We start from the raw sequence: 25,376 nt of genomic DNA, 5'->3' as shown, positions 1-25,376 counted from the left end.
CCGACTTCATACGCGGGGAACGGGCCGACCGGCTCAGCGGTGCGGGAATGCTAGCGCACCGCGACCGCCGTCCGGCGCGCCACGCGCTATTCGCCCAGACGATTCCAGACCGAGTCGAACCACGTCTGCATGCTGTCGACGAAGACCGATCCCGGCGAGTCCGGGTTTCCGTCCTTCACGTGGTGGGTCAGGGTCGCGCCCAGCCCGAGCACGTCGAGGGCGGTGATCACCTCCCCGTTGTCCAGTTCCATCGAGCGGTCGGTCACCTCGTACATGCCGTGCAGGGCCTCGACGCCGTTGAGCAGGTACAGCTTGAAGGCGGGAACCAGCGGAGCGCGACGGATCAGGAGGTCGACATGCCCGACCAGTTCCTCCGTCACCAGTTCCCTCAGCTTGTTCCGCAGGGACTGCGTGTGGTGCCGGCTGATGGCCCAGAGGCGCTCGCGGGGGCGGTCGTCCGTCCGGTCGTCCATGTTCCGCGGATAGGGCATGACCAGCGACTCGGAGGGCAGCAGCACGCGCAGCTCGATGCGCTCGGGCCGGATGCTTCCCGCACGGATGCGCTCCACCTGGAGGCGGATGTGGGCGTCGAGCGACTCGGACGTCAACGTGTAGACGTCGAGGGTCACTTCGGGGCGCTCGAAGGCCTCACTGATGAGCGGGCCCAGGGTCGCACCCCGGCCGGACCGGGTGGCCCCGGGCGTCGCGGACTGGATGCGCTGCGTCTTCACCACGCGCCAGCCGCTGCCCTGGCGGGACGCGATCCAGCCTTCGTCGGCCAGCTCGCGCAGGGCCCGCTGGACCGTGTCCCGGGAGACCGCGAGCTCCTCCGCGAGATCGCGCTCCGACGGCAGGAAGGAGCGCAGCCGGTACGTACCGTCGGTCATCCGGGAACGCAGTTCCCCGGCGACACGCTGGAACTTCCTGCCCCGGCCGCCGTCACTGGTCTGGTGCCCGTCCACGACAGGAACGTACCGCTTTCCGTCCACTGGCAAACCGCCCCGCGATCAACTGGCCTTGTATTTCTGTTGGTTGGTTACGCGATCAGCCGGATCGGGCAGACCAGTGTCAGTCCAGCAGGCCAATTGGACCGACGACTGGGCGGACACCGGAAGCGGACGGAAGGTGGGGGGCCATGCTCCTGCTGCAGATCGTCAGAGCGGTTCTGGAACTCTTTCTCGGTGCGCAGGCGCAGACCAGGCTCGGCGTCATCGGTGTGCTGCTGCTGACCGCCGTGGCGGTGGGCGTACGGGCGCGCCGGGCGGGCCTGGCGGTCGGGGCCGCGGTGGTCTTCACCCTGCTCATGGCTCAGGCCTGAGCCCGCACCGTCCTCAGCACCGACCGCAGCGACCGCACCGTGTGCGTGGCGCCGGCCTCGCGCAGCAGCTTCTCCTTGCGCTCGTTGCGGGCGTAGCCGAGGAAGGGGACCCCCGCGCTGTTCGCGGCGAGCAGGTCCGAGGGCGTGTCGCCGATCATCAGGGCGGCCCCGGGGGCCGCGCCGGTCGCGCTCAGGGCCCGGTTGAGGCAGTGCGGATCCGGTTTGAGGTGGTGGAGGTCCTGGCTGCGCCCGTAGATGTGCGGGGTGAAGCAGCCCACCAGGCCACGTCCCGCCAGGTATGCGCGCACCACGCGCGGTGAGTTGTTGGTGGTGATGGCGAGCCGCGAACCGACCGCCGTCCAGGTGCGGATCAGCGGATCGGCGTAAGCGGTGGGCATCGCGGACCCGGTGGCCCGCAGCTCCTCCTGGGTGAGCCGCTCCTCCAGCTCACCCACCAGGTCGCTGCCCGGGTGCCGGCGGTCCACGGCACGCAGGACGACGTGCGGGTCCAGGGACTCCCGCTCCTCCTGCGTGAGCAGGCCGTGCAGACCCCGGCTCTCCAGCCACCGGGCCAGGTCGGCCGCCACGCGCTCCGCCGAGTGCCCGGCGAAGAGCCGGCAGATCGGCCCGTCGAAGTCCCACAGCACGACACGTGCGCGTCTGATCAGATTGCGCAGCTCCTCGGTCTCGCCCTCGGTCTCTTCCGTCCCCGGTTCGGTCCGCGTCGCATCAGAAGTCACTAGGAGAGTGTCAGGTCCGTCGTGATGGTTTCCCAGAGGGCGTCGAACCACTTCTGCGATTGCTCCACGAATGCCGCGTCCCGCTGACCGGCCCGCTTCTCGAAGGAGAAGAGCAGGGACTCGGATCCGAGCGTGTCGTACATCTCCAGCGTGCCGGCGTCGGTGGGCTCCTCGCGGCGGGCGACCATGTAGTGCGCGAAGAGCGCCTCCACGCCGTTGAGCAGGTACAGCTTGACCGGCGGGGTGAAGGGGAGGGCCCGGAAGGTGACCTGGACGTCGATGTCGTGCGTGGAGCGCAGGGCCCGCAGGTTGTACCGCAGGACCTGGCCCTGGGCGTTGCGCATCTCCAGCCAGCGCCGGTGCACGGGGTCGTCGTCGCCGTGGGCGTCGACCGAGACCGGGAAGGCCAGATTGATGTCCCGGGACGGCAGCAGGACGCGCACGTCGATCCGGCCGGGCCGGATACGGCCCTCGTGGATCAGCCGGAGCGGCTCCCCGAGGGCCGGGATCAGGCTCTGCGCGGTCAGGCACACGGCGTCGATGCGGACGTGCGCCGCCGCGAACGCCTCGGTGAGCCGGGGGGCGAGGCCCACCATGGTCGGCTGGGGCTCGTCCTGGGCGGGGGCCGGCTGGGCGACGCGCGGGGGGCTGCCCTTGCTCACACCGCTGAGCAGTCCGTCGTCCGCCAGCGCCCGCAGGGCCTGCCGTACGGCGCCGCGCTCCACGCCGAACTCCAGGGCCAGCTCGGCCTGGGTGGGCAGGCGCTCCCCCGCCTTCAGGGCGCCGGTGCGGATGCGTTCCCGCAGAGTGTCGGCGATCTCCCGGGAGGTGAGCCGTCCGCTGCCGTTCACTGCCACGTTCTCCTGAGCCACAACCAAACGCTACAACTCTGATCCATCTGACGGGAGTTGTCGCCAAGCTGTTTGTGAATAGTAGCCAAGTGGGGACAACCTATTCAGAGTTGGCTGCCAACTTGGTCGAGTTGGCAGATCGAAAAGGGGGGAACGTCCATGCCTGTCCTCGCGCTCCTCTGCGCCGTCTTCGTCGTCGGCTTCGAACAGCTCGTCGAATGGAAGTACGGCACCACCGGGCTGGTCGGCCTGCTGCTGCTCTCCGTGGGCATCAAGGCCAAGAGCCCCGCGGTCAGCTCCGCGGGGGCCCTGCTGCTCGCCCTGCTCCTCGCCGGCCCGGCCCTGTGACCTGAGCGGGCGCCTGCCGGGGCGTGAGCACCAGATCGGAGCTGATGGTCTCCCACAGTGCGTCGAACCACAGGTGGGACTGTTCCACGAACGCGGTGTCGCGCAGGTCCGCACCCTGCGCGAAGGGAAACAGCATCGACCGCGTGCCCTCGGCGTCGTAGAGCTGCAGGTGCTCGTGGTCGATCTCCCGCTCACGGCGGATGAGCGTGTAGTAGGCGAACAGCGCCTCGCTCCCGTTGAGCAGGTACAGCTTGACCGGCGGGGTGAACGGCAGGGCACGGAAGGAGACGCGCACGTCGATGCCGTGCGTGGTGCGCAGCGCCAGCAGGTTGTCGCGCAGCACCTGGCCCTGGGCGTTGCGCATCTCCAGCCAGCGCCGGCGCACGGGGTCGTCGTCGCCGTGCGCGTCGACCGAGACCGGGAAGGCCAGCTCGATGTCCCGGGACGGCAGCAGGATCCGCACGTCGATCTTGGCCGGTTCCAGCCGCCCGGCGTGGATCTGCCGGAGCGGCTCACCGATCGCCAGCGTGAGCGAGACGGACGTCAGGCACAGGGCGTCGATCTCGACATGCGGGGCGGCGAAGGCCGCCGCGATCCGCGGGGCGAGGCCGACCATGGTGGGCTGCGGCCCGGCCGCGGCACCGGCCACCGGCCTGACCTGCCGGTCGAGGGCGGCCACGATGGCGGGGGCGCCCTTCGCGACACCGGTGAGCAGGTGCTCCGACTGCAGGATGCGCAGGGCCCGGCGCACGGCACCGCGCTCCACGCCGAACTCGTCGGCCAGCTTGGCCTGGGTGGGCATGCGCTGACCCGGCCGCAGTTCTCCGGACCTGATCCGGGCGCGCAGTGCGTCGGCCACCTCGCGGTGTGACGTGCGTGACCGCTGTGGCCTCTTCCGCCCATTGACGGAGGCGTGTTCCGGGTCCACGAAAGAACACTACAACTTCACGCCATCTTGCGGCAGTTCGCCGGAAGGTGGTTATGAGACGCATCCAAGCGGAGATAACCAAAGTGAAGTTGGTCGCCAACTTGAGCGACATGGTCGAGCTTCTCAGTGGTTGGCCGACCGGGCTCCCTTCCGGAGGGGAGCCGGGAGCCCGGGCAGGGGGCGGCCACCGGAGCGCACAGCCACAACCGAACGGCCCGTACGGCCCGCACAGCCACAACTGAACACGCCATCGCACAGCCACAACCGAACACCGTGACAACCGAACACCGTGACAACCGAACAGCTCGCTACGGATGAACAGCACGTGTCGCCGGCAGAAGGGACGGTCAGAAGACGTCCGGGCACCACGGTCGCCCGGGCGTGCGCAGCAGGGCGTCGGCCTTCCGGGCGGCGCCCTCTCGCTCTTCCTGGACCCGTCCGAGGGCCGCGAGGCGCACCGGGGACTCGTCCCCGAGCCACATCGTGCCCAACTCCGAGACAGGGAGGGTGAGATCGGCGCTCGCCCCGCCGGCCGGGACGCAGGAAGCGCCGTGCGGCGAGGCCTCCAGCCGGAACCGTCCCCCGGCCAGGCCGTCCGCGTCCACGATCTCCAGCACCAGTGAGCCCGCCCCCTCGTACGTGCGCGCCTCCAGGGCCCGTACGACGTCCAGGATCCGCACCCACAACCAGTCCGCGTGCGTCGTCACCCGGGCCGCACGCGGGTCGGGCAGGAAGAACGGCAGCAGGTCGTCCGGGCCGCGCCAGCCGCTCCTGACCCTCGTGATCCAGTCGATCGAGCACAGGAACCGCCACAGCGCCCGCTCGGCCGCCGGGGTGGCGGCCAGCAGCCAGTTGACGTCGGCGGTGTTGTGCGGCTGCTTGTCGTGCCAGTGGTCGTCGGACCCGTACGACACCAGGCCCTCGATCTCGCCGGAGGCGGCGCGGTGGACGGCGTAGAAGGGCTCGGTCCAGTCTCCGCCAAAGCGCACGGCACCGGTGTTCGTCCGCCACCACAACTCGTCCCTGCTGACCGCCCCGGCCTGGGTGCGGCGGACCCGCTCGTGCAGCTCGGGGCCGAGCTCGCGGACGTCCTCGCCGGCCACGAGATCGATCCGGCCGCCGTCCTCCGGGCCCGACCAGCGCGGGTCGAGGCCGCTGCGGGGCACCTCGACGGTCCACTCGGTCGTCCAGGTCGCGGGTCCGAAGCCGTAGCGGCCGTAGATCGGGTACTCGGCGGCGATCAGCGTGGCGACGACGTCACCGCGCTCCTTCGCCGCCGCCAGGTCCCGCGCCATCATGCGGCCCAGCAGGCCGCGCCGGCGGTGGGTGGGGCTGACGGTGACGTTGGTGACGGCGTCCGCCGGTACGGCGGCGCCGCCCACCGCGGTGATCTCCTGGGCGAAGGAGCGGAAGGTCGCCACGCAGCGCCCGTTGTCGAAGGCGCCGAGCGACCGGCCCGCGGCGCACTGCAGGCGGCGCGACTCGACCACCTCGGGGGACGACACCGGCTCCCTCAGGAACCCGGTGTTCAGGGCCCGGAGCCAGTCCTCGAACTCGTCGTCGTCGACCGTGCGGACGTCGTTCGTCATGGGGTCACGGTAGGGGGCCGCGCGGCCCCTGTCGTGCGGATTTCCGTGGCCCGCGCGGGCCCTCCCGGGGTCAGGTCAGCAGGTCGTCGACCTGTGCCTCGCCCACCCGGTAGCGGCGGGCGATCTCCCCGCTGCAGTCGTCCGCGACGCGCTGCAGACGCTGGCGGCGCCGGGAGACCTCCTGCTCGTAGCCGACCAGGCGGCCCATGGCGCAGGTCAGCTCCCGGTCGGTACGGGCGCCGAGGTCCGACAGCTCGACCTCGCCGAGCATCTCGGCGGCCAGCAGCCGGTACTCCTCGTTGAGCGGGGTGCCGAGCGTGACGTGGCGGGCCGAGGAGCGCTGGCGGGCCGGGGCGTCGGTGAGGATCTCGGGGAGCCGCTCCACCACGGAGGCGTCCGCGGGCGCCGGTACCGACGCCCGGCCGCGGCGGGCGAGTTCGGCGCGCAGGATGTCGATCCGGCCCTGCAGCAGTCTGCGCACGTAGCTGAGGTCCGCCTCGTCGCGCTGTGCGTCGCGGCGCAGGGTGCGCAGCTCGGGCAGGCTCGGCCGGGTCAGGTCGTACGCGGCGGGCTCCGCGGGCAATGACGGACCGGTCCGCTCCTCGGCGCGCTGCGCCGGCGGCCGGTGCGTCTCCAGCCACCCGGTACTAGGTGTGCTCATGTGGTGTGACCGTCCCCTCGACCGGCGTGTGGAAGCATCGTGCCACCCCGAGTCGCCGCCATGTGACCGAGTGCCCCCGAACGGCCCCACATGGGGGCGTAAGGATCAATAATGGGCCGCCCGTGTCCGGGGCCCGCTCACCCGGCATGATGGTCGGCATGCGTGCGGTGGTGCAGAGGGTGGACGGCGCGAGCGTCGTCGTGGACGGCGAGACGGTGGGCGCGATCGAGGGCGAGGGCCTGTGCGTCCTGGTCGGCGTCACCCACGACGACACCGAGGAGAAGGCGGCTCAGCTCGCCCGCAAGCTCTGGTCGATCCGGATGCTGCAGGACGAGCGGTCGTGCAGCGACGTCGACGCCCCGCTGCTCGTCGTCAGCCAGTTCACCCTCTACGGCGACGCCCGCAAGGGGCGCCGCCCCACCTGGAACGCGGCCGCGCCCGGTGATGTCGCCGAGCCGCTGGTGGACGAGGTGGTCGCCCGGCTACGAGCGCTGGGCGCGACGGTGGCCACGGGGCGGTTCGGGGCGCGGATGCGGGTGTCCCTCACCAACGACGGGCCGTTCACGGTGCTGCTCGAGATGTAGGGCACGGCACCGGCCCCCGGCCGGCGCGGAACGCCCCGGCGCCCCCTACGGCTCGACGACCACTTCCTGGGCGGCGGCCGTCTCCCCGGCCACCAGCCGGGCGTCGACCGGTACGTTGCGCTTGACCAGGGCGAGGGCCACCGGGCCCAGTTCGTGGTGGCGCGCGGACGTGGTCACGAAGCCGACCTTGCGGCCGTCGGGGCCGTCGTCCGCCAGGCGGATCCCGGTGCCGTGGGCGGGCAGGTGCACCTCGCTGCCGTCGAGGTGCAGGAAGACCAGCCGCCGGGGCGGCTTGCCCAGGTTCTGCACCCGGGCCACCGTCTCCTGCCCGCGGTAGCAGCCCTTCTGGAGGTGGACGGCGGTGCCGATCCAGCCCAGCTCGTGCGGGATGGTCCGGTGGTCGGTCTCGAAGCCGAGCCGGGGGCGGTGGTGCTCCACGCGCAGCGCCTCGTGGGCGAGCAGACCGGCGGCGGGGCCGGACCTGGCGGCGAACGACTCCAGCTCGGCGCGCGGCAGGAACAGGTCGCGGCCGTAGGCCGTCTCGCGTACGGCGGCCCCCTCGGGCACCTCCGCGATGGATCCGGCCGGCAGGTGCACCACCGCCACGTCGGCGGTGCGGTCGGCGACCTCGACCCGGTAGAAGAACTTCATCGACTCCAGGTAGGCGATCAGCGCCCCTTCGGTGCCGGGCTCCACGTGGGCCCAGACCGTGGCGCCGTCGTCCACCAGGTACAGCGCGTGCTCGATGTGGCCGTGGGCGGACAGGATCAGGGCCTCGGTGGCCTCGCCCGCCGGCAGCTCGCTGACGTGCTGGGTGAGCAGCAGGTGCAGCCAGCTCAGCCGGTCCTCACCGGTGACGGTGATCACCCCGCGGTGGGACAGGTCGACGAAACCGGTGCCGTCGGCGAGGGCGCGCTGCTCGCGGAACAGCTCGCCGTAGTGGGCTGCGACGCCTTCGTCCGGGCCCTCGCCGGGGACGGCGCCGGGCAGGGACAGCAGAGGGCTCTTCATACGGGCAAGCCTACGTCGTGGTACTTGAACCCTTCGGGGCGCAGTCCCCGCAGCGGCCGAAGATCGCGAAGTGCTTCATGTCGGTGTCGAAACCGAACTGCTCGCGGAGCTTGGCCGTGAAGTCCGCGGCCACGTCCACGTCGGCCTCGATGACGTTCTCGCAGTCCCGGCACACCAGGTGCAGGTGGTGGTGGCGGTCGGCGAGGTGGTAGGTGGGCGCACCGTGACCGAGGTGGGCGTGGCTGACCAGGCCGAGCTCCTCGAGGAGTTCCAGCGTGCGGTAGACGGTGGAGATGTTGACCCCCGAAGCGGTCTTGCGCACCTCGCCGAGGATGGCGTCGGGGGTCGCGTGCTCCAGGGCGTCCACGGCTTCGAGCACGAGCTGCCGCTGCGGCGTGAGCCGGTAGCCGCGCTGCCTGAGGTCGCTCTTCCAGTCGGTGCTCACCACACCGGAAAGTCTAGGGCCACCGGCCCCCGGCGTTCGCTCGTCGGCCGGCCCGTCCCTCGGGACGGGCCGGCCGACGGGCGCCGGGGCGTGGCGTGCGGGCCTACTTGAAGAACGCGATGCCGTCGTCCGGCATGTCGTCGGGCAGGGCCTTGGCCCAGCGCTCGACGTCCTCCGGGGTGACGACCTTCTTCAGGTGGGCCGACATGTAGGGGCGCAGCCCGACCTCGGGGGTCTGCTTCTCGCCGACCCACATCAGGTCGCTCTTGACGTAGCCGTACAGCCGCTTGCCGCCGCTGTAGGGCGGGGCGCCCGGGGTGCGGGCGACGGTGTCGGAGACGAGGTCGATCTGCGGCTTCTTGTCGGCCATCTCGCCGTACCAGATCTCGATGACGCCGTCGTCGCGGGTCATCGTCACCTCGACGCGGCGCTCGGCGTCGATCCGCCAGAAGCCGGACTCCGACTCCAGCGGGCGGACCTTGTTGCCGTCGTTGTCCAGGACCCAGGTACGGGAGTGGTATTCCAGGAAGTCGCGGCCGTCGTGGCCGAAGGTGACCTCCTGACCGAAGTTGCACTTCTCCGAGCCGGGGAAGTCGTGCACGCCCGCGCCGGCCCAGTTGCCGAGCAGGAAGGCGAGCGGGACGAGGTCCTTGTGCAGGTCGGACGGGATCTCGATCATGATCGGCAGTGTTCCTGGGTGGAGGTGGTCAGCGCTGGCCCTGGTACAGCTTCTTCACGGTCAGACCGGCGAAGGCGAGAACGCCGACGCAGACCAGGACCAGCAGGGTTTCGAAGAAGATCTCCACGGGTGCTCCTTGAGCGAGGGTGGGCGTACGACAGAGCCGGGCCCCAGCTTACGCGGCCGGGGCCCGGCCCTCCTTCCGAGGTGGTCCCTCGGGGTCCTCCACGGGTCAGCCGAGGAGCTGGCTCTGCAGCACCACCGTCTGCTGGAAGGGGATCGCGGGGGCGGAGCCCTTCCGGGACCGGAGGATCACGGCCCACGCGACGCTCGCGGCCCCGGACACCGCGGCCGCGTCGGGCGAGCGCTCGCCGTGGACGGCGTCTCCGGCGCCCCGCGCCCGGGGCGTTGACTACGATTCGGCCATGGCGAAGAAGCTCGTGATCAAGGTGACCGCCGGGGCCGACGCACCCGAGCGCTGCTCACAGGCGTTCACGGTGGCGGCGGTCGCCGTCGCCAGCGGGGTCGAGGTCTCTCTGTGGCTGACCGGGGAGTCGTCCTGGTTCGCGCTGCCGGGGCGGGCCGCCGAGTTCGAACTGCCGCACGCGGCGCCGCTGCCCGACCTGATCGACTCGGTCCTCGCCGCCGGCCGCGTCACCCTGTGCACCCAGTGCGCGGCCCGGCGCGAGATCACCGAGAAGGACGTCGTCGAGGGCGTGCGGATCGCGGGCGCGCAGGTCTTCGTGCAGGAGGCGCTGGCCGACGGGACCCAGGCGCTCGTCTACTGAGTCCGGCCCCTGCGGGCGGTTCACTCCGCCCGCTGCGTCCACAGGCAGAAGGGGTGCCCCGCGGGATCCAGCAGCACCCGGACATCGGACTGCGGCTGGTGCGCGGCGAGCGTCGCGCCCTCGGCGAGCGCGCGTGCGGTCTCGCTCTCCAGGTCGTCGACCTCGATGTCGAGGTGCAGCATCATCTGCTGGTCGCCGGGGCCCCGGCGGGGCCAGACGGGCGGGACGTACCCGGGCTCCGTCTGGAACGACAGCGCGGTGCCGCCGCCCGGCGGCCCGATGAGCACCCAGCCGGGTTCCTCGGCGCGGGTGACGTAGCCGAGCAGGCGCAGGTAGAACCCGGCCAGCGCGTGCGCGTCCCGCGCGTCGAGCACCACCGTGGACAGCCGTGCGGATGACATACGGGCCCCTCCTGCGGCCGGACCTACGGCCGGCGTCCCCGGCCGTCCAGTTCGTCCCACCACTCGTCGGACTTCGGGTCGCCGGACGGGTCGTCCCACCAGCGGTCGTCCGGGCCCCTGCGGTTCGCGATCACCGCGGCGACCGGCGGGATGACCATGGCCGTCACGCACATGCCGACGGCCGCCGGGACCGACCACAGGCGCACCACTCCCCACGCCAGGACGAAGAGACCGATGCAGGTCCCCATCATGGCGAAGTAGACGTGCCGTCGGCGGGCGAGCATGGTTCAAGCGTAGGTCGCGCGGCCCGGTCCCGCCGCTGTCACAACTGATCGACAAACGTCCGCGTGCCGCGCCCCGCACGGTTACCGTGGCGTATCCACATGACCGCCGACCCAGGGGAACACCTCATGCGTGCCGTGCGAATACTGCTGATCCTCCTCGTGGTCCTCGGGCTGCTGTTCGTGGTCGTGGACCGGGTGGCGGTGCACTTCGCCGAGGGTGAGGTGGCCGACAGGCTGAAGAGCAGCGAGAACCTGTCGAGCACCCCCGACGTGTCCATCAAGGGCTTCCCGTTCCTCACGCAACTGGCGGGCGGAGAGCTGGACGACGTCGAGGTCGGCGTCAAGGACTACGAGGCGGCCACCGGCAACGACTCGCGGACGCTCCGCATCGACGACCTCAGGGCCGACATGCGGGACGTGACCTTCTCCGGCGACTACAGCTCGGCCACCGCCGCCGATGCCACCGGCACCGCGACCATCGCCTACGACGAGCTGCTGAAGGCGGCGAAGCCGGAGCCCACCCCGCTCGGCCTGGGGCTCACGGCGCAGGTGGTCGGCCTGTCGGACGGCGGGAACGGCAAGATCAAGATGGCCGTGAAGGTCTCCGGTCTGGGAACGGTCCACCTGCTGAGCTCGGTCGCCGTCCGGAACAACAAGCTGCAGGTGAAGGCCGACGGCGTGCCCAGGTTCGGCGGGCTCGCCCTCGGGGAGAACCTGATCCGCTCCGTGACCGACTTCCAGCAGGCCGTCGACCGGCTGCCCGGCGGTATCCGGCTGGACAAGGTGGAGGCCGCGGCGAACGGCGTGGAGATCACCGTGAAGGGTTCGGACGTCAGGCTGGCGGGATAGGGCGAGGGCCTGCGGAGGCGACAGGTGTCCGGCAGTCGAGACACCGCCGTCCGTACCGCAGATGCAGGAGCGTGGAGGAGCGTCCGGGGGCCGCGGAACGGCGGCCGGGGCGGTCCACCTTTCCATCATGCGGACGATCGTGTCTCACAATGCGACATGCCGGTGACACGTCCACCCTGACGTCCCTACGATCGAGCCCATGAGGCGACAGGCGGATCTCACGAAGCGGCGGGCAGTGGACCTGTGCCGCGTTGCCGCCATGCTCTGTCGCCCTTTCTGAAGCGGTAGCGGCCCCCGGCCCTCCGCGTTCCCCACCGCCCTGTCCCGGAGGGCACCCGTGCGCCGCTCGCGACCGAGCGCCCGCACCCACGCACCCGCACGCCCCGCCGTAACTGCCCCGGAGGAGAAAGAGCATGAGCCGCAGCGACGTCCTCGTAGACGCGGACTGGGTCCAGGAGCACCTGGACGACCCGAACGTCGCCGTCGTCGAGGTGGACGAGGACACGTCCGCCTACGAGAAGAACCACATCAAGAACGCGATCCGGATCGACTGGACCAAGGACCTGCAGGACCCGGTCCGTCGCGACTTCGTCGACCAGGAGGGCTTCGAGAAGCTCCTGTCGAAGAAGGGCATCGCCAACGACACCCTGGTGATCCTCTACGGCGGCAACAACAACTGGTTCGCGTCATACGCCTACTGGTACTTCAAGCTGTACGGCCACGAGAACGTCAAGCTCCTCGACGGCGGCCGCAAGAAGTGGGAGCTGGACGCCCGCGAGCTGGTGGCCGGCGACGACGTGCCCGAGCGCGCCGCCACCGAGTACCGGGCCAAGCCGCAGGACGCCTCGATCCGCGCCTTCCGCGACGACGTCGTGGCCGCGATCGGCACCCAGAACCTGGTCGACGTCCGCTCCCCGGACGAGTTCTCCGGCAAGCTGCTCGCCCCGGCCCACCTGCCGCAGGAGCAGTCGCAGCGCCCGGGCCACGTGCCGACCGCCGCGAACATCCCGTGGTCGAAGAACGCCAACGACGACGGCACCTTCAAGTCGGACGACGAGCTGCGCGAGCTCTACGCCCAGCAGGACGTGGACCTCGCCAAGGACACCATCGCCTACTGCCGCATCGGTGAGCGTTCGGCCCTGACCTGGTTCGTGCTGCACGAGCTGCTCGGTGTGCAGAACGTCAAGAACTACGACGGCTCCTGGACCGAGTACGGCTCCCTGGTCGGCGTGCCGATCGAGCTCGGCTCCGGCAAGTGACCGCAACCAACCCTTCTTGACCGACCTTCTGGTCAGACCCCTCTGGAGAGACACATGTGTGGAGCGAAGGCCGGCGGCCCGGACGCCTCGACGATCAAGCCCGGTGAGACCACGATCCAGGGTCAGGTGACCCGCGACGGCGAGCCGGTGACGGGTTACGTCCGGCTGCTGGACTCGACCGGCGAGTTCACCGCGGAGGTGCCCACCTCCGCCACGGGCCAGTTCCGCTTCTACGCGGCGGAAGGCACCTGGACCGTCCGCGCGCTGGTGCCCGGCGGCACGGCGGACCGCACGGTCGTCGCCCAGCAGGGCGGGCTGGCCGAGGTCGCCATCGCGGTCTGAGCGGGCCGAACGGGCTCGGTGACGGCGAAGGGCCGCATCCCTGGGTTGGACGCCAGGGGGATGCGGCCCTTCGGCATGTCCGCGTGCCCGGGGTGACAGGGGAGCGGCGCCCGGCCAGGGGGTGGATCCTGCGGCGGGGATGAGGGCTCGCGGCGGGCCCGTGCGGTGCACGGGCCCGGCGGCGCTCCCTAACCGAGAGCCCGTCCCAGCACCCACACCACCGGCGCCGCCGCCGACAGGGGCAGCGCCACGCCCGCCGTGAAGTGCACGAAGCGGGACGGGTAGTCGTAGGCGGCGACGCGGTGGCCGATCAGCGCGCAGACACCGGCCGCCGCGCCCAGGGCGGATCCCTTCGCACCGAACCCGGTCATGCCGCCCACCGCGATGCCCGCGCCGGCCGCCGCCAGCACGGCGACCACGACCGAGGCCGCGGTCGGCAGCGGCAGGGCCCTGGCCACCACGGCCACCGCGACCGCCGCGGCGCCCACGGACACCGCGTGCGGGGCGGCTCCCAGGTAGCCGGTGGCCAGCACCGACAGGGCCGTCGAGGCGACCGTCGCCATCAGGCCGTACATCCGCTCGTCGGGCGAGGCGTGCGAGCGGAGCTGGAGGACCAGGGACAGCAGGACCCAGACGCCGAGCGGGCCGAGGATCGCGGCGGGCGCGTGGTCGCGGCCCGCGGCCAGCACCGCCACGTCCGCGGTGAGCGCTCCCGCGAAGGCCAGCGCGATGCCCTGCCGGGCGGGCCACATGCCGTTCAGCCGGAACCAGCCCGCGGCCGTCACCGCCTGGAGCAGCACCAGCGGCACGACGAGCGCGTACGAGGCGATGGGCGCCGTCACCGCCAGCAGCAGGCCGAGCAGCGCGGTGAGCAGCGCGGGCTGCATGCCGGGGTCGATGATCGGTGAGCGGCCCTCGAGACGGGCCCGCTGGGCGTCGGTGACGCGGCTGTTGCCGGCGAGGGTGGCGGGGCCGTAACCCGGTTCCGCTCCGGGGCCCGCGGTGACCCCGGCCGCCGGTGCCTCCGCGTGCGAGCCCGCGTGCGCCTCCGGCCCGGGCTGCGGTGCCAGGTGCTGCGGCTGGGCCTGCGGCGCGTACGCTTCGGCGGCCTGCGGCTGGTGGTGGGCCGCGTGCCGCGGCTGCTGGTACGCCTGCTGCTCCGGCGGCAGCGGGTACGCCGCCCCGCCCGGCTGGACCGGCGCGTGGGTCTGCGTCTCCCACGTCTGCCCCTGCCACTGCTGGGTGAGCTGCGGGTCGTGGGCGGGCTGGGCGTGGTCGTCGTGACCGGACCACGCCTGCCGCGGCTGCTGGTGCTCCTGCGGCGGCTGCTGCTGGTGGTGGTGGTGGTGGCGCGGCTGCTGGTGCTGCGGGTGGGGCTGCTGCCGGTACGGGTCGTACCCCTCGTACGGCCCGCCCTGATACGGCTGGTCGCTCATCGCCTCATCCTCCTGCGAACGGCGGGAGCACCTCGACCGTGCCGCCCTCGGCCAGCCGTACCGTCTCATGCGCGCGGGTACCGACGGGGTCACCGTCGACGAGGAAGGAGCAGCGCCGCAGGACGCGCGAGAGTTCACCGGGGTGCCGCTCACGCACCGTGGCGAGCGCCTCGGCGAGCGTGGCCGCGTCGTACGGCTCCTCGCCGACCCCGGCCGCGGCCTTGGCGGCGGCCCAGTAGCGGACCGTGACCTTGGGCATCTGGTTCCTCAATCGACGACAGGAAGAGAACAAAGGAAGAGAACAAAGACCGTCAGGTGTCAGGCTAGCCCGCCGCGGCCGCGGCCCATCGACCGATCCGGTCCAGCAGGGCGTCGCCGGCCGCGTTCTCCGCGTGGCCCATGCCCGGCTCCACCCAGAGCTCGCCGTGCTCACCGGCCGCCTCGGCCAGCATCCGGGGATGGTCGAGGGGGAAGTACCCGTCACGGTCGCCGTGCACGATCAGCAGCGGGACCGGCGCGATCCGGGGCACCGCCGCCACCGGGGACAGCGGCACCGGGTCCCTCCCCCACCGCGGGGAAGGCGTGGAGGGCGCCCACATCCGGTGGTGGATGCGGGTGCGCAGACCGTAGCGGCCGACCAGGCGGCCCGTGCGGCGGGTGACCAGCCAGTGCAGACGGCGCATCGGAGCCGTGCCCCGGTAGTACCAGCGGGCGGGCGAGCTCACCGACACCACCGCGTCGACCGTGCCGGGCCGCAGGGCCGCGTGCCGCAGGACCACCGAGCCGCCCATGGAGAACCCGACGGTCACCACCCGCGTGTGCCCGAAGCCGCGCGCCCACTCCACCGCCGCGGCCAGGTCCAGCACCTCCTTGTCGCCGACCGTGGACCGGCCCCCCGAGGCGCCGTGGCCGCGGAAGGAGAAGGTGACGACGGCGCCGTACCGGGCGAGCACACCCGCCGCCCTGCGCACGTGCGGGCGGTCCACGTGCCCGGTGAAGCCGTGGGCGATCACGAACACCGGGGCGCCGGAGGGCGGTGCGGCGGCGTTCGGAGACGCTTCGTATACGACCGGGCCGGGATCGTATACGGAATCGACCGCGATGGCGTCCGACGTGCGCAGGAACGTCCTGATAGGTGCCCGTCCGACCGTCTCGTGATTCGGACGATCGGTGGAACGCGCCACATGACCTGACGGACGGTTGCTCATGTGGGCTATTCTGCTTGGCAGAGGACTCGGGCAGCGCAGCCCCCGGGTCCTTTTGTGCTTTCGGAAGCGTTGTATACGAAGCGGGAGACCGCCGGTGTACGGGGCCTTCGGGATCGCAGAGCTGTTCCGTACCGCCCATGTCCTCGCAGGGACCGAGGAGGAACCAGACGTATGAGTTCTCTGCTGCTCCTGACCAACGCCCTCCAGCCGTCGACCGAGGTGCTCCCCGCGCTGGGTCTGCTGCTGCACAACGTGCGCGTGGCCCCGGCCGAGGGCCCCGCCCTCGTCGACACCCCGGGCGCCGACGTCATCCTCATCGACGGGCGCCGCGACCTGCCGCAGGTGCGCAGCCTGTGCCAGCTCCTGCGCTCCACCGGTCCCGGCTGCCCCCTCCTCCTGGTCGTCACCGAGGGCGGTCTCGCCGCCGTCACCGCCGACTGGGGCATCGACGACGTGCTGCTGGACACCTCCGGCCCGGCCGAGGTGGAGGCCCGCCTCCGGCTCGCCATGGGCCGGCAGCAGATCGTCAACGACGACTCCCCCATGGAGATCCGCAACGGCGACCTCTCCGTGGACGAGGCGACCTACTCCGCGAAGCTCAAGGGCCGGGTCCTGGACCTGACCTTCAAGGAGTTCGAGCTGCTCAAGTACCTCGCGCAGCACCCCGGCCGGGTGTTCACCCGCGCCCAGCTCCTGCAGGAGGTGTGGGGCTACGACTACTTCGGCGGCACCCGCACCGTCGACGTGCACGTACGGCGGCTGCGCGCCAAGCTCGGCCCGGAGCACGAGTCGCTGATCGGCACCGTCCGCAACGTCGGCTACCGCTTCGTCACCCCCGAGAAGGGCGACCGCACGGCCGACGAGAAGAAGGCCAAGGCGGACCGGGCGAAGACGGACGACGCGGACACCTCGGCCGCGCTGGACGCCGCCGAGATCCACGCGGACGCCTGAGGGCCGTCCCCCGGGGCCTGCCGCTCGGATCGGGCCGGATCCGGGCCGTGCGCCGGTGGCGCACGGCCGGGATGTGATACGCCCTGCCCAGAGCGGGTCAATCCGCGTAGACTCCGCGCGTGGCGAAGGTGACTCGGGATGACGTGGCACGGCTGGCTGGAACCTCCACCGCCGTCGTCAGTTATGTCATCAACAACGGACCCCGGCCGGTCGCCCCGGCCACGCGCGAGCGCGTCCTCGCGGCGATCAAGGAGCTCGGGTACCGGCCCGACCGGGTAGCCCAGGCCATGGCCTCGCGCCGGACGGACCTGATAGGCCTGATCATCCCGGACGCCCGCCAGCCCTTCTTCGGGGAGATGGCGCACGCGGTCGAGCAGGCGGCCTCCGAGCGCGGGAAGATGGTCCTCGTCGGCAACACCGACTACATCGCCGAGCGCGAGGTCCACTACCTGCGGGCGTTCCTCGGCATGCGGGTCTCCGGCCTCATCCTCGTCTCGCACGCACTGAACGACCTGGCGGCCGCCGAGATCGACGCCTGGGACGCCCGGGTGGTGCTGCTGCACGAGCGCCCGGAGGCGATCGACGACGTCGCCGTCGTCACCGACGACCTGGGCGGCGCCCAGCTCGCCGTGCGGCACCTGCTGGAGCACGGCTACGAGTACGTGGCCTGTATGGGCGGCACGGCACAGACGCCGGCCGTCGGCGACCCGGTCTCCGACCACGTCGAGGGCTGGAAGCGGGCGATGGCCGAGGCGGGCATCCCCACCGAGGGCCGCCTCTACGAGGCCCCGTACAACCGCTACGACGCCTACCGGGTGGCCCTGGACGTGCTGTCCGGCCCGGACCGTCCGCCCGCCTTCTTCTGCTCCACCGACGACCAGGCGATCGGTCTGCTGCGGGCCGCGCGCGAACTGCGCATCGACGTGCCCGGCGAGCTGGCGGTGGCCGCGTTCGACGACATCAAGGAGGCGGCGCTCGCCGACCCGCCGCTGACCACGGTGGCCTCGGACCGCTCGGCGATGGCCCGGGCGGCGGTGGACCTGGTCCTGGACGACGGGCTTCGGGTGGCCGGGTCCCGGCGCGAGCGGCTGAAGACGTTCCCGTCACGGCTCCTGGTGCGCACGTCCTGCGGCTGCTCAAACTGAGCGCCGCCGCTCCCGCTCCCGCGGCTGCTCGGACCGGGCGCGGCCCGTTCATGAGGGGCGGGTGAGAGCCCGCCGCCGAGCGCCGGCAATCGCCTTCACACCGGGCGAACGAGGTTCTGCCGGGCTTCTCAGGGAGCACTCAGGCGGCTCTCATGGTCGCGGGACATCCTCAGTGTCATGACCGAGAGCATGCGCCGCAGCGGCGAGTACGCGTACGAGGGTCCCGACGGCACGTACGCCCGGCAGCACGTCCACTCCGCTCCCGCGAACCCCGAGTGGCCGCCCCCGCCGCCCCACGAGCCCGCGGCGGCCACGGTCAGGGCACCGGGCACCGCGCCGGCCCACGGACCGGCACGGCGGCGCGGCCGAGGACCGGTGGGTCTGCTCGCCGCCGTGGCGATCGTCGCGGCCGCGGTCGGCGGCGGCACCGCCTACGCCTTCCAGGAACTGACCGGCAAGGACACGGTCGCGTCGGCCGGCGCCACGACCACCGTGGTCCCTTCGAGCAAGAGGGGCGACGTCGCCGCGATCGCCTCGGCGGTGAGCCCCAGCGTCGTCGAGGTCCGGGCGACGCTCAGCAACGGCTCGTCCACCGGCTCCGGTGTGATCATCACCTCCGGCGGCGAGATCGTCACCAACAACCACGTCGTCTCCGGCGCCTCCTCGATCAAGGTGCGCACCAGCAACGGCACCAGCTACACCGCCGACGTCGTCGGCACCGACAGCTCCAAGGACCTCGCGCTGATCAAACTGCGGGGTGCCTCCGGGCTGACGGCCGCCGCGCTGGGCGACTCCTCCGCCGTCCAGGTCGGCGACCCGGTCGTCGCGATCGGCTCACCGGAGGGCCTGACCGGCACCGTCACCAGCGGCATCGTCTCCGCGCTCGACCGGGACGTGACCGTCTCCACCGACGAGAACCAGGGCCAGAACCAGGGCCAGGGCGGCGACGGCAGGTGGCCGTTCCAGTTCGGCGGCCGCGAGTTCAACGGCGACACCGGCTCGTCCACGACGACCTACAAGGCGCTCCAGACGGACGCCTCGCTGAACCCCGGCAACTCCGGCGGCGCGCTGATCGACGCGAGCGGCCGTGTCATCGGCATCAACTCCGCCATGTACTCGTCGAGTTCGCAGGCCTCCTCGTCCTCGGACGCGGGCAGCGTCGGGCTCGGCTTCGCGATCCCCGTCGACACCGTCAAGTCCGACCTCGCCAAGCTGCGGGCCGGCTCGACCGGCTGAACGACCCACCCGGCACAGCAGGGAGCACGTCATGATCACTCAGGTCTCGCACAGTGACGTCCCGGGCACCGGCCCGGCCGCCCTCACCCTCCCCCTGGCGGTGGCGCGCGAGCTGCACGCCCCCGCCGCCGGCCACCGCGTCCCGGAGGTCGCCGTGCCGGCCCCGGAACTGATGGGCCTGCGCACCTCCGCCGACCGTCCGCACCGCCGCAAGGTGCCACTGCGCCGGCTGAGCGCGGTGCACCAGCTCGGCACGGCACGCGGACTGAGCACGCTGGGCTCCTGAGCCCGGCATGCGTGCCCCACGGCCCCCGGGCGTGCGAGGCTGAGAGGCACCCCGTCCACCCCACCGCACCCCGAGGAACCGCGAGCGATGAGCCCCGCCGAAGGCGACCGTGACCCCCAGCGCATCCTGATCGTCGACGACGAGCCCGCCGTGCGCGAGGCCCTGCAGCGCAGCCTCGCCTTCGAGGGATACGGCACCGAGGTCGCGGTCGACGGCGCGGACGCCCTGGAGAAGGCGGCGGCCTACCGGCCGGACCTGGTGGTGCTGGACATCCAGATGCCGCGCATGGACGGCCTGACCGCGGCCCGCAGGATCCGGGGCACCGGGGACACCACCCCGATCCTCATGCTCACGGCCCGCGACACGGTGGGCGACCGGGTGACGGGGCTGGACGCCGGGGCCGACGACTACCTGGTCAAGCCCTTCGAGCTGGACGAGCTGTTCGCCCGTATCCGGGCGCTGCTGCGGCGCAGCTCGTACGCGGCCGACGTGTCGGCCGAGGCCCGGGCGGACGAGGCGCTGACCTTCGGCGACCTGCGCATGGACCTCGCCACCCGCGAGGTCACCCGGGGCGGCCGGCAGGTGGAGCTGACCCGCACGGAGTTCACGCTCCTGGAGATGTTCATGGCCCACCCGCGCCAGGTCCTCACCCGCGAGCAGATCCTGAAGGCCGTCTGGGGCTTCGACTTCGAGCCCTCCTCCAACTCGCTCGACGTCTACGTCATGTACCTGCGCCGCAAGACCGAGGCGGGCGGCGAGCCACGGCTGGTGCACACCGTCCGCGGCGTGGGGTACGTCCTGCGGCAGGGCGGCGCGGAGTGAGGCGGCTGGCTCGGCGCTACCGGGCGCTGCCGATCCGGGCCCGGCTGGCGATGCTGGTCGCGGCGGCGGTGGCGTTCGCGGTGGCGGCGGTCTCGGTGACGTGCTGGTTCATCGTGGAGCGCAAGCTGTACGACCAGGTCGACGCCGATCTGCAGAAGGTCTCGGAGCCGCAGCGGCTGGTGAACATCGTCTCGACGCTGGAGTCGTGCCCGCAGACACCCGGCGACGCCGGACTCGGCGACTTCCACGCCCACGGCAACTACTACTACATCCAGCTCATGAAGCAGAACGGCACCGCCTGCGTGTCCTCCAACTCCGCGGGCCGGGTGAGGACCACCTCCGCCGACACCGGCGTCATCGCCCGGGCGGACGACCACGACGGGCTGCTGCACAACGGCATCCTGCGCGACGGCACCGACTCCGAGGGCAACGCGGTGCGGGTGCTGACCCAGCCGCTGACCTTCAGCCCGGGGCCCGGGACGCAGCCCCAGATGTACCCGAACACGGCCCTGATGGTCGCCATACCGCTGAAGAACACCCGGGACACGCTGAAGGACCTCGCCCTGATCCTGCTCCTCGTCTCCGGTGTCGGGGTGGTCGGGGCCGGTGCGGCGGGACTCGCGGTGGCGCGGGCCGGACTGCGCCCGGTCGACAAGCTCACCGAGGCCGTCGAGCACGTGGCCCGGACCGAGGACCTGGGCATCCGCATCCCCGTCGACGACGACAGCGAGGACGAGGTGGCGCGGCTCTCGCGCTCCTTCAACTCGATGACCACCGCGCTGGCCGGCTCCCGCGACCTGCAGCAGCAGCTCATCGCCGACGCCGGCCACGAGCTGCGCACCCCGCTCACCTCGCTGCGCACCAACATCGAGCTGCTCACCCGCAGCGAGGAGACGGGCCGCCCGCTGCCCCCCGAGGACCGCAAGGCGCTGCTCGCCTCGGTGAAGGCGCAGATGACGGAACTGGCCGCGCTGATCGGCGATCTGCAGGAGCTGTCGCGCTCGGAGGGCCAGCGGGGCGAGCGCGTCCAGGTGGTGTCCTTCCAGGACACCGTCGAGGCGGCCCTGCGCCGGGCCCGGTTGCGCGGCCCCGAACTGACCATCACGGCGGACCTGGAGCCCTGGTACGTCCGGGCGGAGCCCTCCGCGCTGGAGCGGGCGGTCGTCAACGTCCTCGACAACGCGGTGAAGTTCAGCCCGGAGGGCGGCACCGTCGAGGTGCGGCTCGCGGAGGGCGTCCTGACGGTCCGCGACCACGGACCCGGAATCCCCGCGGACGAACTCCCGCACGTCTTCGACCGCTTCTGGCGCTCCCCGAGCGCCCGCGCCCTGCCGGGCTCCGGCCTCGGCCTGTCCATCGTGGCCCGCACGGTCCAGCAGGCGGGCGGCGAGGTCTCCCTGGCCCGGGCGGACAGCGGCGGCACGACCGCCACGATCCGCCTCCCGGGCGCGGCCACGGCTCCACCGGATCCCCCGGCCGACGGGGATCAGGCCTGAGGGCCGTCCCGCTCCGGGCCGGCGGCGGTGTCCCGCACGACACCGTCCCGGGGACCTCCCGCGGGACCTCCCGCAGCGGACCTCCCCCGGCCCGGGGCCGGGGGAGGTCCGAGAGCGCGCCGTGCTCCTCGCAGGGGCGGGAAGGCGGATGCGGGGCCATGGGACGGGGCGTGCGCATGAATCGTCCGATCATGCGCACCGCCCCCGCCCGCACCCTCTGCCCGAGGTGCGCGATCCGCCTCGCGGCGGCTACTGCGTGATCGTGACCCGGTCCGCCTTCGGCGGGGCGATCGGGTCGGTGGCCGAGGAGTTGGCCGTCAGGTACGTCGCGAGCGCGGCCAGGTCGTCGCTGCCGACCAGGTCGTTCGTGCCCTGCCCCAGGGTCGGGAAGCCGTCGCCGCCGCCCGCCAGGAAGCTGTTGGTGGCGACGCGGTAGGTGGCCGCCGGGTCGATGGCGGCGCCGTTGAGCCGGATGGAGTCGGTGACCACGCGGTCCGCCCCGGACCTGGTCAGGTCGAGCGTGTAGGTGAGTCCGGCGGACGGCTGGAGGATCTTCGGGACCGCCGCGTTGGGCCCGCTCACCTGCTCCTTGAGCACCTGGACGAGCTGGGCACCCGTGAAGTCCTGGAGGTTCACGGTGTTGGAGAAGGGCTGGACCGTGAAGCCCTCGGCGTAGGTGACGACCCCGTCGCCCTCGTCGCCCTTGGCCGCGTAGGTCAGGCCCGCGCGCACGCCGCCCGGGTTCATCAGGGCGAGGCTGGTGTTCGGGTCCAGCTCCTTGCCGTGGGCGAGTTGCGCGTCGGCGATCAGGTCACCCATGGGGGACTCGGTGCCGGTGTTGTTGACGTCGCCGGAGATGTAGCCGATGGGCCGGTTGCCGATCGGGGCGGCCAGGGTGTTCCACCTCGAGATCAGCCCGGTCATGTCCGCCGCCTTGGGGACGTCCCGGGAGACCACGTGGTTCGCGGACTTCACGGCCGTGCGCACGATGTCGCCGGTGCGGTGGTCGTAGGTGAGCGTGGTGTCCGTGTACAGGCGGCCGAAGGAGGCCGCGGAGGTGACCATGCGCGGCCGGCCCGACGGGTCGGGGACGGTGCAGACGTAGGCGTTGTGGGTGTGGCCGGTGACGAGCGCGTCGACGGCCGGCGTGACGTGCTTCGCGATGTCCACGATCGGGCCGGAGATGCCGGAGCCCGCGCCCGCGGAGTCGCAGTCGTAGTTGTAGGAGCCGGAGGCCGGGTAGCCGCCCTCGTGGATCAGGGCCACGATCGACTGCACGCCCCGGCGCTGCAGCACCTTGGCGTACTTGTTGATCGTCTCGGTCTCGTCCTTGAACTTCAGGCCCTTGACGCCGTCGGCGGAGACGATGTCGGGGGTGCCCTCCAGAGTGACGCCGATGAAGCCGATCTTGACGTCCTTCTTCTTCCACACCCAGTAGGGCTTGAGGAGCGGTCGGTCCGTCCTGTCGTCGATGACGTTGGCGGTGAGGTAGGGGAAGTCGGCGCCCTTGAACTTCGTGTCGCCGTAGCAGCCCTCCGTGGGGTGGCAGCCGCCGTTCTGCAGGCGGGCCAGCTCCCTCGCGCCCTCGTCGAACTCGTGGTTGCCGACCGAGGTGACGTCCAGCTTCAGCTTGTTGAGCGCCTCGATCGTGGGCTCGTCGTGGAAGAGCCCGGACAGCAGCGGGGAGGCGCCGACCATGTCGCCGGCGGCCGCCGTGATGGAGTACGGGTGGCCCTGGCGGGCCTGGCGCAGATGGGTGGCGAGGTACTCGGCGCCACCCGCGTCGATCGTCTTCGTCGTGCCGTCCGGCTGGAGTTCGGTGACCCGGCCGGAGGAGCCGGACGGGGGCTCCAGGTTGCCGTGCAGGTCGTTGAAGGACAGGAGCTGGACGTCCTGGTAGCGGCCGGAACGGCCGTGCCCGTGACCGTCCTTGCCGGTGTGCGCCTGCGCGGGCAGGGCGGCGGCCAGGCCGGCGGCCGTGGCGAGAGCGGCGGTGGTGGCGAGGACGCCGTAGGCCCTGCGTCTGGTGCGCCGGGGTGCGGCTGACATGGAACCCCCCTGTGGGTCGGCTGGGGCGCGTGGCCCCCGTTCGCCGCGCAGCCTAAGGTCAACGCGCGTAGCGCGACAGGGGGTTCGTGGTTACGTCCTGGTTTCCCTTTGCCGTCCTTTTCCCCTCGGTCCACCAGGAGCCCGGCCCTCCACCCCACCGGGACCTCCGCCCCGCGCCGACCCGGGCTTCCGCCTCAGCCGTACCAGGACTCACGCCGTGGGCCGCGGCAGGACTTCTCCGCTCCGCGGTACCGGGACTTCGCTCCGGCGGCCCCGTACCCTCGTACGCATGAGCAGCGACGACACCGGACGGCCGGCCCCCTCCCGTTCCCTCGAGACCCGCTCGGCGCTCGACCCGGACCAGGCCGAGGCCGTGCTCGGACTGCTCGCCGAGGCCGCCCGCGTCGACGGGCAGCAGCCGGTGTCCGAGCAGGGCCGGCTGCAGCTTCACGGCGGCCCGCGCGAGGGCGTCTCGCATCTGCTGCTGACCGCCGGAGGCGAGCTGGTCGGCTACGGCCAACTGGAGGACACCGACCCGGTGGAGGCGCCGGCCGCCGAACTGGTCGTCCACCCGGCGCACCGCGGGCACGGGCACGGCCGGGCGCTGGGCTCGGCACTGCTCGCCGCCTCGGGCAAGCGGCTGCGGGTGTGGGCGCACGGCGGGCACTCCGCCGCCCGCCACCTCGCCCAGGTGCTCGGCCTGACCCTGTTCCGTGAACTGCGCCAGATGCGACGGCCGTTGACCGACCCGGAGCCGGCCGAGCCGGTGCTGCCGGACGGTGTGACCGTACGCTCCTTCGTGCCGGGCAAGGACGACGCGGCCTGGCTCGCGGTCAACGCGGCCGCGTTCGCGCACCACCCCGAGCAGGGCTCGCTCACCCAGCGCGACCTGGACGACCGCAAGGCACTGCCGTGGTTCGACCCGGCCGGGTTCTTCCTGGCGGAGCGGCGCGGGGAGCTGGTCGGCTTCCACTGGACCAAGGTGCACGCCGAGGAGGGGCTCGGCGAGGTGTACGTGCTCGGGGTCCGGCCGGGCGAGCAGGGCGGCGGGCTCGGCAGGGCCCTGACCCTGATCGGCCTGCGTCACCTGGCGGCGCAGGGGCTGCCGACGGCCATGCTGTACGTCGACGCCGACAACAAGGCGGCGGTCGCCGTGTACGAGCGGCTGGGCTTCACGACGTACGAGACCGACCTGATGTACCGCACCGAGACCTGATCCGGCGGGGCGCGCGGGCGCCCCGGCGCGGACCCCGGGGTGGCCGGCCCGACGGCCACCCCTCTTCCGGAGAATCCTTTCACCGTTCAATGGGCGACAGGGGCCGGCTGACGGTGCTCGGCACCACCCCCGCGGCGCCCTGTGTCCAGGTGGGCCGCGCGGCCCGGGACAAGCCGCCGTACCCGCAGGTCACGGTCACCGAGACGCTGCGCGCGGACGCCGGCCTCGGCCCCGCACACGCCGGGACGCGGGGAGCGCCGCGCGGATCGTGGCCACTGGCACGCTCGATCCCGGAGCCCGCTCAGGGGCGCGGCCCGGTGGCCGGCGCACCCGGGGCGCCCTCGCCCTCGCCCCGGCCCTGGCCCTGGCCCTCGGCGAGCGCCCCCGTGGCCGGCGGCGACCCGCACCTCGCCGTGATCCGTTCGCCCTGCCCGGGAGCGCCCGGGCCCGGCCG

General features: G+C 72.3%; 30 protein-coding genes. 15 read left to right on the top strand and 15 right to left on the bottom strand.

Annotated features, from left to right (window positions below; translation table 11 throughout):
• Positions 1 to 86: 86 nt before the first annotated feature.
• The gene (locus tag MXD57_RS02480; RefSeq protein ID WP_250399584.1) at positions 87 to 962 is read right to left on the bottom strand and encodes a winged helix-turn-helix domain-containing protein; all 876 of its coding nucleotides are present in this window, start codon (positions 960 to 962) and stop codon (positions 87 to 89) included.
• Positions 963 to 1,135: 173 nt separating this feature from the next.
• Between MXD57_RS02480 and MXD57_RS02475 the strand changes: the two genes are divergently transcribed.
• Positions 1,136 to 1,318 (top strand): hypothetical protein, encoded by a 183-nt coding sequence (locus MXD57_RS02475; RefSeq protein WP_250399583.1) that lies wholly within the window; start codon positions 1,136 to 1,138, stop codon positions 1,316 to 1,318.
• On the opposite strand, the gene MXD57_RS02470 is transcribed toward MXD57_RS02475, so the two are convergent.
• On the bottom strand, positions 1,309 to 2,058 hold the full coding sequence (locus MXD57_RS02470) for an HAD family hydrolase (protein ID WP_250399582.1): 750 nt from the start codon (positions 2,056 to 2,058) through the stop codon (positions 1,309 to 1,311). The genes MXD57_RS02475 and MXD57_RS02470 overlap by 10 nt on opposite strands.
• Positions 2,058 to 2,936: a winged helix-turn-helix domain-containing protein gene (locus MXD57_RS02465; protein ID WP_250399581.1), complete on the bottom strand. Its 879-nt coding sequence runs from the start codon at positions 2,934 to 2,936 to the stop codon at positions 2,058 to 2,060. The genes MXD57_RS02470 and MXD57_RS02465 overlap by 1 nt, the downstream gene beginning before the upstream one ends.
• A gap of 132 nt (positions 2,937 to 3,068) precedes the next feature.
• On the opposite strand from MXD57_RS02465, the gene MXD57_RS02460 reads away from it, so the two are divergent.
• Positions 3,069 to 3,257 carry a hypothetical protein gene (locus tag MXD57_RS02460; RefSeq protein ID WP_250399580.1) on the top strand — a complete coding sequence of 63 codons (189 nt, stop codon included), beginning with the start codon at positions 3,069 to 3,071 and terminating at the stop codon, positions 3,255 to 3,257.
• Here the strand turns inward: MXD57_RS02460 and MXD57_RS02455 are convergent.
• From MXD57_RS02455 to MXD57_RS02445, 3 genes are all read right to left on the bottom strand, one after another.
• Positions 3,202 to 4,185 (bottom strand): winged helix-turn-helix domain-containing protein, encoded by a 984-nt coding sequence (locus MXD57_RS02455; RefSeq protein WP_250399579.1) that lies wholly within the window; start codon positions 4,183 to 4,185, stop codon positions 3,202 to 3,204. The two genes, MXD57_RS02460 and MXD57_RS02455, sit on opposite strands and share 56 nt — an antisense overlap.
• A gap of 347 nt (positions 4,186 to 4,532) precedes the next feature.
• Positions 4,533 to 5,774, bottom strand: coding sequence for a GNAT family N-acetyltransferase (locus tag MXD57_RS02450; RefSeq protein WP_250399578.1), 1,242 nt, complete (start codon positions 5,772 to 5,774; stop codon positions 4,533 to 4,535).
• Positions 5,775 to 5,844: 70 nt separating this feature from the next.
• A complete protein-coding gene (locus tag MXD57_RS02445) occupies positions 5,845 to 6,435 on the bottom strand; it encodes an RsiG family protein (RefSeq protein WP_250399577.1) in 591 nt (196 codons plus the stop codon).
• 158 nt (positions 6,436 to 6,593) lie between these two features.
• Between MXD57_RS02445 and dtd the strand changes: the two genes are divergently transcribed.
• Positions 6,594 to 7,019, top strand: a complete 426-nt coding sequence (gene dtd, locus MXD57_RS02440; protein ID WP_250399576.1) for a D-aminoacyl-tRNA deacylase — start codon at positions 6,594 to 6,596, stop codon at positions 7,017 to 7,019.
• Positions 7,020 to 7,064: 45 nt separating this feature from the next.
• On the opposite strand, the gene ygfZ is transcribed toward dtd, so the two are convergent.
• The 3 genes from ygfZ to MXD57_RS02425 form a co-directional block, all read right to left on the bottom strand.
• Positions 7,065 to 8,030, bottom strand: coding sequence for a CAF17-like 4Fe-4S cluster assembly/insertion protein YgfZ (gene ygfZ, locus MXD57_RS02435; RefSeq protein ID WP_250399575.1), 966 nt, complete (start codon positions 8,028 to 8,030; stop codon positions 7,065 to 7,067).
• A gap of 10 nt (positions 8,031 to 8,040) precedes the next feature.
• Positions 8,041 to 8,478 carry a Fur family transcriptional regulator gene (locus MXD57_RS02430; RefSeq protein ID WP_250399574.1) on the bottom strand — a complete coding sequence of 146 codons (438 nt, stop codon included), beginning with the start codon at positions 8,476 to 8,478 and terminating at the stop codon, positions 8,041 to 8,043.
• 100 nt (positions 8,479 to 8,578) lie between these two features.
• Entirely contained in the window at positions 8,579 to 9,154 is a 576-nt protein-coding gene (locus MXD57_RS02425) for an FABP family protein (protein WP_250399573.1), read from the bottom strand.
• A gap of 425 nt (positions 9,155 to 9,579) precedes the next feature.
• Between MXD57_RS02425 and MXD57_RS02420 the strand changes: the two genes are divergently transcribed.
• Complete coding sequence (locus tag MXD57_RS02420) at positions 9,580 to 9,942, top strand: DsrE family protein (protein WP_250399572.1); 363 nt, start codon at positions 9,580 to 9,582, stop codon at positions 9,940 to 9,942.
• A 20-nt stretch (positions 9,943 to 9,962) separates the two neighbouring features.
• Here MXD57_RS02420 and MXD57_RS02415 read toward each other — a convergent pair whose 3' ends face one another.
• Positions 9,963 to 10,343 carry a VOC family protein gene (locus tag MXD57_RS02415; protein WP_250399571.1) on the bottom strand — a complete coding sequence of 127 codons (381 nt, stop codon included), beginning with the start codon at positions 10,341 to 10,343 and terminating at the stop codon, positions 9,963 to 9,965.
• 23 nt (positions 10,344 to 10,366) lie between these two features.
• Positions 10,367 to 10,627, bottom strand: a complete 261-nt coding sequence (locus tag MXD57_RS02410) for a DUF3099 domain-containing protein (protein WP_250399570.1) — start codon at positions 10,625 to 10,627, stop codon at positions 10,367 to 10,369.
• A 126-nt stretch (positions 10,628 to 10,753) separates the two neighbouring features.
• On the opposite strand from MXD57_RS02410, the gene MXD57_RS02405 reads away from it, so the two are divergent.
• The 4 genes from MXD57_RS02405 to MXD57_RS02395 all read left to right on the top strand — a co-directional run bounded on the left by MXD57_RS02405 (position 10,754) and on the right by MXD57_RS02395 (position 13,077).
• Positions 10,754 to 11,476: an LmeA family phospholipid-binding protein gene (locus tag MXD57_RS02405; RefSeq protein WP_250399732.1), complete on the top strand. Its 723-nt coding sequence runs from the start codon at positions 10,754 to 10,756 to the stop codon at positions 11,474 to 11,476.
• Between the two features lie 199 nt (positions 11,477 to 11,675).
• On the top strand, positions 11,676 to 11,756 hold the full coding sequence (locus MXD57_RS31955; protein WP_351055874.1) for an Ms5788A family Cys-rich leader peptide: 81 nt from the start codon (positions 11,676 to 11,678) through the stop codon (positions 11,754 to 11,756).
• Positions 11,757 to 11,889: 133 nt separating this feature from the next.
• On the top strand, positions 11,890 to 12,735 hold the full coding sequence (locus MXD57_RS02400; RefSeq protein ID WP_250399569.1) for a sulfurtransferase: 846 nt from the start codon (positions 11,890 to 11,892) through the stop codon (positions 12,733 to 12,735).
• 54 nt (positions 12,736 to 12,789) lie between these two features.
• Positions 12,790 to 13,077 carry a DUF1416 domain-containing protein gene (locus tag MXD57_RS02395; RefSeq protein WP_004986406.1) on the top strand — a complete coding sequence of 96 codons (288 nt, stop codon included), beginning with the start codon at positions 12,790 to 12,792 and terminating at the stop codon, positions 13,075 to 13,077.
• A gap of 188 nt (positions 13,078 to 13,265) precedes the next feature.
• On the opposite strand, the gene MXD57_RS02390 is transcribed toward MXD57_RS02395, so the two are convergent.
• From MXD57_RS02390 to MXD57_RS02380, 3 genes are all read right to left on the bottom strand, one after another.
• Positions 13,266 to 14,513 (bottom strand): hypothetical protein, encoded by a 1,248-nt coding sequence (locus MXD57_RS02390; protein WP_250399568.1) that lies wholly within the window; start codon positions 14,511 to 14,513, stop codon positions 13,266 to 13,268.
• 4 nt (positions 14,514 to 14,517) lie between these two features.
• Positions 14,518 to 14,772 (bottom strand): MoaD/ThiS family protein, encoded by a 255-nt coding sequence (locus MXD57_RS02385; RefSeq protein WP_250399567.1) that lies wholly within the window; start codon positions 14,770 to 14,772, stop codon positions 14,518 to 14,520.
• A 64-nt stretch (positions 14,773 to 14,836) separates the two neighbouring features.
• Positions 14,837 to 15,721 carry an alpha/beta hydrolase gene (locus MXD57_RS02380; protein ID WP_250399566.1) on the bottom strand — a complete coding sequence of 295 codons (885 nt, stop codon included), beginning with the start codon at positions 15,719 to 15,721 and terminating at the stop codon, positions 14,837 to 14,839.
• Positions 15,722 to 15,892: 171 nt separating this feature from the next.
• Here MXD57_RS02380 and MXD57_RS02375 point away from each other — a divergent pair, with 171 nt between their 5' ends.
• The 6 genes from MXD57_RS02375 (at position 15,893) to MXD57_RS02350 (ending at position 21,657) form a co-directional block, all read left to right on the top strand.
• On the top strand, positions 15,893 to 16,672 hold the full coding sequence (locus tag MXD57_RS02375; protein ID WP_250399565.1) for a winged helix-turn-helix transcriptional regulator: 780 nt from the start codon (positions 15,893 to 15,895) through the stop codon (positions 16,670 to 16,672).
• 119 nt (positions 16,673 to 16,791) lie between these two features.
• Complete coding sequence (locus tag MXD57_RS02370) at positions 16,792 to 17,817, top strand: LacI family DNA-binding transcriptional regulator (protein ID WP_250399564.1); 1,026 nt, start codon at positions 16,792 to 16,794, stop codon at positions 17,815 to 17,817.
• Between the two features lie 177 nt (positions 17,818 to 17,994).
• Positions 17,995 to 19,053 (top strand): S1C family serine protease, encoded by a 1,059-nt coding sequence (locus tag MXD57_RS02365; RefSeq protein WP_250399563.1) that lies wholly within the window; start codon positions 17,995 to 17,997, stop codon positions 19,051 to 19,053.
• 31 nt (positions 19,054 to 19,084) lie between these two features.
• Positions 19,085 to 19,339, top strand: coding sequence for a hypothetical protein (locus MXD57_RS02360; protein WP_250399562.1), 255 nt, complete (start codon positions 19,085 to 19,087; stop codon positions 19,337 to 19,339).
• 87 nt (positions 19,340 to 19,426) lie between these two features.
• Positions 19,427 to 20,161 carry a response regulator transcription factor gene (locus tag MXD57_RS02355; RefSeq protein ID WP_250399561.1) on the top strand — a complete coding sequence of 245 codons (735 nt, stop codon included), beginning with the start codon at positions 19,427 to 19,429 and terminating at the stop codon, positions 20,159 to 20,161.
• Positions 20,158 to 21,657, top strand: coding sequence for a sensor histidine kinase (locus MXD57_RS02350; RefSeq protein ID WP_250399560.1), 1,500 nt, complete (start codon positions 20,158 to 20,160; stop codon positions 21,655 to 21,657). The genes MXD57_RS02355 and MXD57_RS02350 overlap by 4 nt, the downstream gene beginning before the upstream one ends.
• A 249-nt stretch (positions 21,658 to 21,906) precedes the next feature.
• Here the strand turns inward: MXD57_RS02350 and MXD57_RS02345 are convergent, their stop codons facing one another.
• Positions 21,907 to 23,706: a bifunctional metallophosphatase/5'-nucleotidase gene (locus tag MXD57_RS02345; protein ID WP_250399559.1), complete on the bottom strand. Its 1,800-nt coding sequence runs from the start codon at positions 23,704 to 23,706 to the stop codon at positions 21,907 to 21,909.
• A 289-nt stretch (positions 23,707 to 23,995) separates the two neighbouring features.
• Between MXD57_RS02345 and mshD the strand changes: the two genes are divergently transcribed.
• On the top strand, positions 23,996 to 24,922 hold the full coding sequence (gene mshD, locus MXD57_RS02340; RefSeq protein ID WP_250399558.1) for a mycothiol synthase: 927 nt from the start codon (positions 23,996 to 23,998) through the stop codon (positions 24,920 to 24,922).
• Positions 24,923 to 25,376: the final 454 nt, after the last annotated feature.

It is taken from the genome of Streptomyces cellostaticus, from assembly GCF_023630175.1.
GTDB lineage: Bacteria > Actinomycetota > Actinomycetes > Streptomycetales > Streptomycetaceae > Streptomyces > Streptomyces cellostaticus_A.
The sequence above is the reverse complement of the archived record's forward strand: the minus strand, read 5'-3'. Positions and strand labels throughout refer to the sequence as shown.

What these genes read in the sequence shown, in the direction of transcription:
- MXD57_RS02475 (WP_250399583.1), top strand. Translation starts at nt 1,136, where the DNA reads ATGCTCCTGCTGCAGATCGTCAGAGCGGTTCTGGAACTCTTTCTCGGT.
- MXD57_RS02460 (WP_250399580.1), top strand. Translation starts at nt 3,069, where the DNA reads ATGCCTGTCCTCGCGCTCCTCTGCGCCGTCTTCGTCGTCGGCTTCGAA.
- MXD57_RS02450 (WP_250399578.1), bottom strand. Translation starts at nt 5,774, where the DNA reads ATGACGAACGACGTCCGCACGGTCGACGACGACGAGTTCGAGGACTGG.
- MXD57_RS02445 (WP_250399577.1), bottom strand. Translation starts at nt 6,435, where the DNA reads ATGAGCACACCTAGTACCGGGTGGCTGGAGACGCACCGGCCGCCGGCG.
- dtd (WP_250399576.1), top strand. Translation starts at nt 6,594, where the DNA reads ATGCGTGCGGTGGTGCAGAGGGTGGACGGCGCGAGCGTCGTCGTGGAC.
- ygfZ (WP_250399575.1), bottom strand. Translation starts at nt 8,030, where the DNA reads ATGAAGAGCCCTCTGCTGTCCCTGCCCGGCGCCGTCCCCGGCGAGGGC.
- MXD57_RS02425 (WP_250399573.1), bottom strand. Translation starts at nt 9,154, where the DNA reads ATGATCGAGATCCCGTCCGACCTGCACAAGGACCTCGTCCCGCTCGCC.
- MXD57_RS02420 (WP_250399572.1), top strand. Translation starts at nt 9,580, where the DNA reads ATGGCGAAGAAGCTCGTGATCAAGGTGACCGCCGGGGCCGACGCACCC.
- MXD57_RS02415 (WP_250399571.1), bottom strand. Translation starts at nt 10,343, where the DNA reads ATGTCATCCGCACGGCTGTCCACGGTGGTGCTCGACGCGCGGGACGCG.
- MXD57_RS02410 (WP_250399570.1), bottom strand. Translation starts at nt 10,627, where the DNA reads ATGCTCGCCCGCCGACGGCACGTCTACTTCGCCATGATGGGGACCTGC.
- MXD57_RS02405 (WP_250399732.1), top strand. Translation starts at nt 10,754, where the DNA reads ATGCGTGCCGTGCGAATACTGCTGATCCTCCTCGTGGTCCTCGGGCTG.
- MXD57_RS31955 (WP_351055874.1), top strand. Translation starts at nt 11,676, where the DNA reads ATGAGGCGACAGGCGGATCTCACGAAGCGGCGGGCAGTGGACCTGTGC.
- MXD57_RS02400 (WP_250399569.1), top strand. Translation starts at nt 11,890, where the DNA reads ATGAGCCGCAGCGACGTCCTCGTAGACGCGGACTGGGTCCAGGAGCAC.
- MXD57_RS02395 (WP_004986406.1), top strand. Translation starts at nt 12,790, where the DNA reads ATGTGTGGAGCGAAGGCCGGCGGCCCGGACGCCTCGACGATCAAGCCC.
- MXD57_RS02390 (WP_250399568.1), bottom strand. Translation starts at nt 14,513, where the DNA reads ATGAGCGACCAGCCGTATCAGGGCGGGCCGTACGAGGGGTACGACCCG.
- MXD57_RS02385 (WP_250399567.1), bottom strand. Translation starts at nt 14,772, where the DNA reads ATGCCCAAGGTCACGGTCCGCTACTGGGCCGCCGCCAAGGCCGCGGCC.
- MXD57_RS02380 (WP_250399566.1), bottom strand. Translation starts at nt 15,721, where the DNA reads ATGAGCAACCGTCCGTCAGGTCATGTGGCGCGTTCCACCGATCGTCCG.
- MXD57_RS02375 (WP_250399565.1), top strand. Translation starts at nt 15,893, where the DNA reads ATGAGTTCTCTGCTGCTCCTGACCAACGCCCTCCAGCCGTCGACCGAG.
- MXD57_RS02365 (WP_250399563.1), top strand. Translation starts at nt 17,995, where the DNA reads ATGACCGAGAGCATGCGCCGCAGCGGCGAGTACGCGTACGAGGGTCCC.
- MXD57_RS02360 (WP_250399562.1), top strand. Translation starts at nt 19,085, where the DNA reads ATGATCACTCAGGTCTCGCACAGTGACGTCCCGGGCACCGGCCCGGCC.
- MXD57_RS02355 (WP_250399561.1), top strand. Translation starts at nt 19,427, where the DNA reads ATGAGCCCCGCCGAAGGCGACCGTGACCCCCAGCGCATCCTGATCGTC.
- MXD57_RS02345 (WP_250399559.1), bottom strand. Translation starts at nt 23,706, where the DNA reads ATGTCAGCCGCACCCCGGCGCACCAGACGCAGGGCCTACGGCGTCCTC.
- mshD (WP_250399558.1), top strand. Translation starts at nt 23,996, where the DNA reads ATGAGCAGCGACGACACCGGACGGCCGGCCCCCTCCCGTTCCCTCGAG.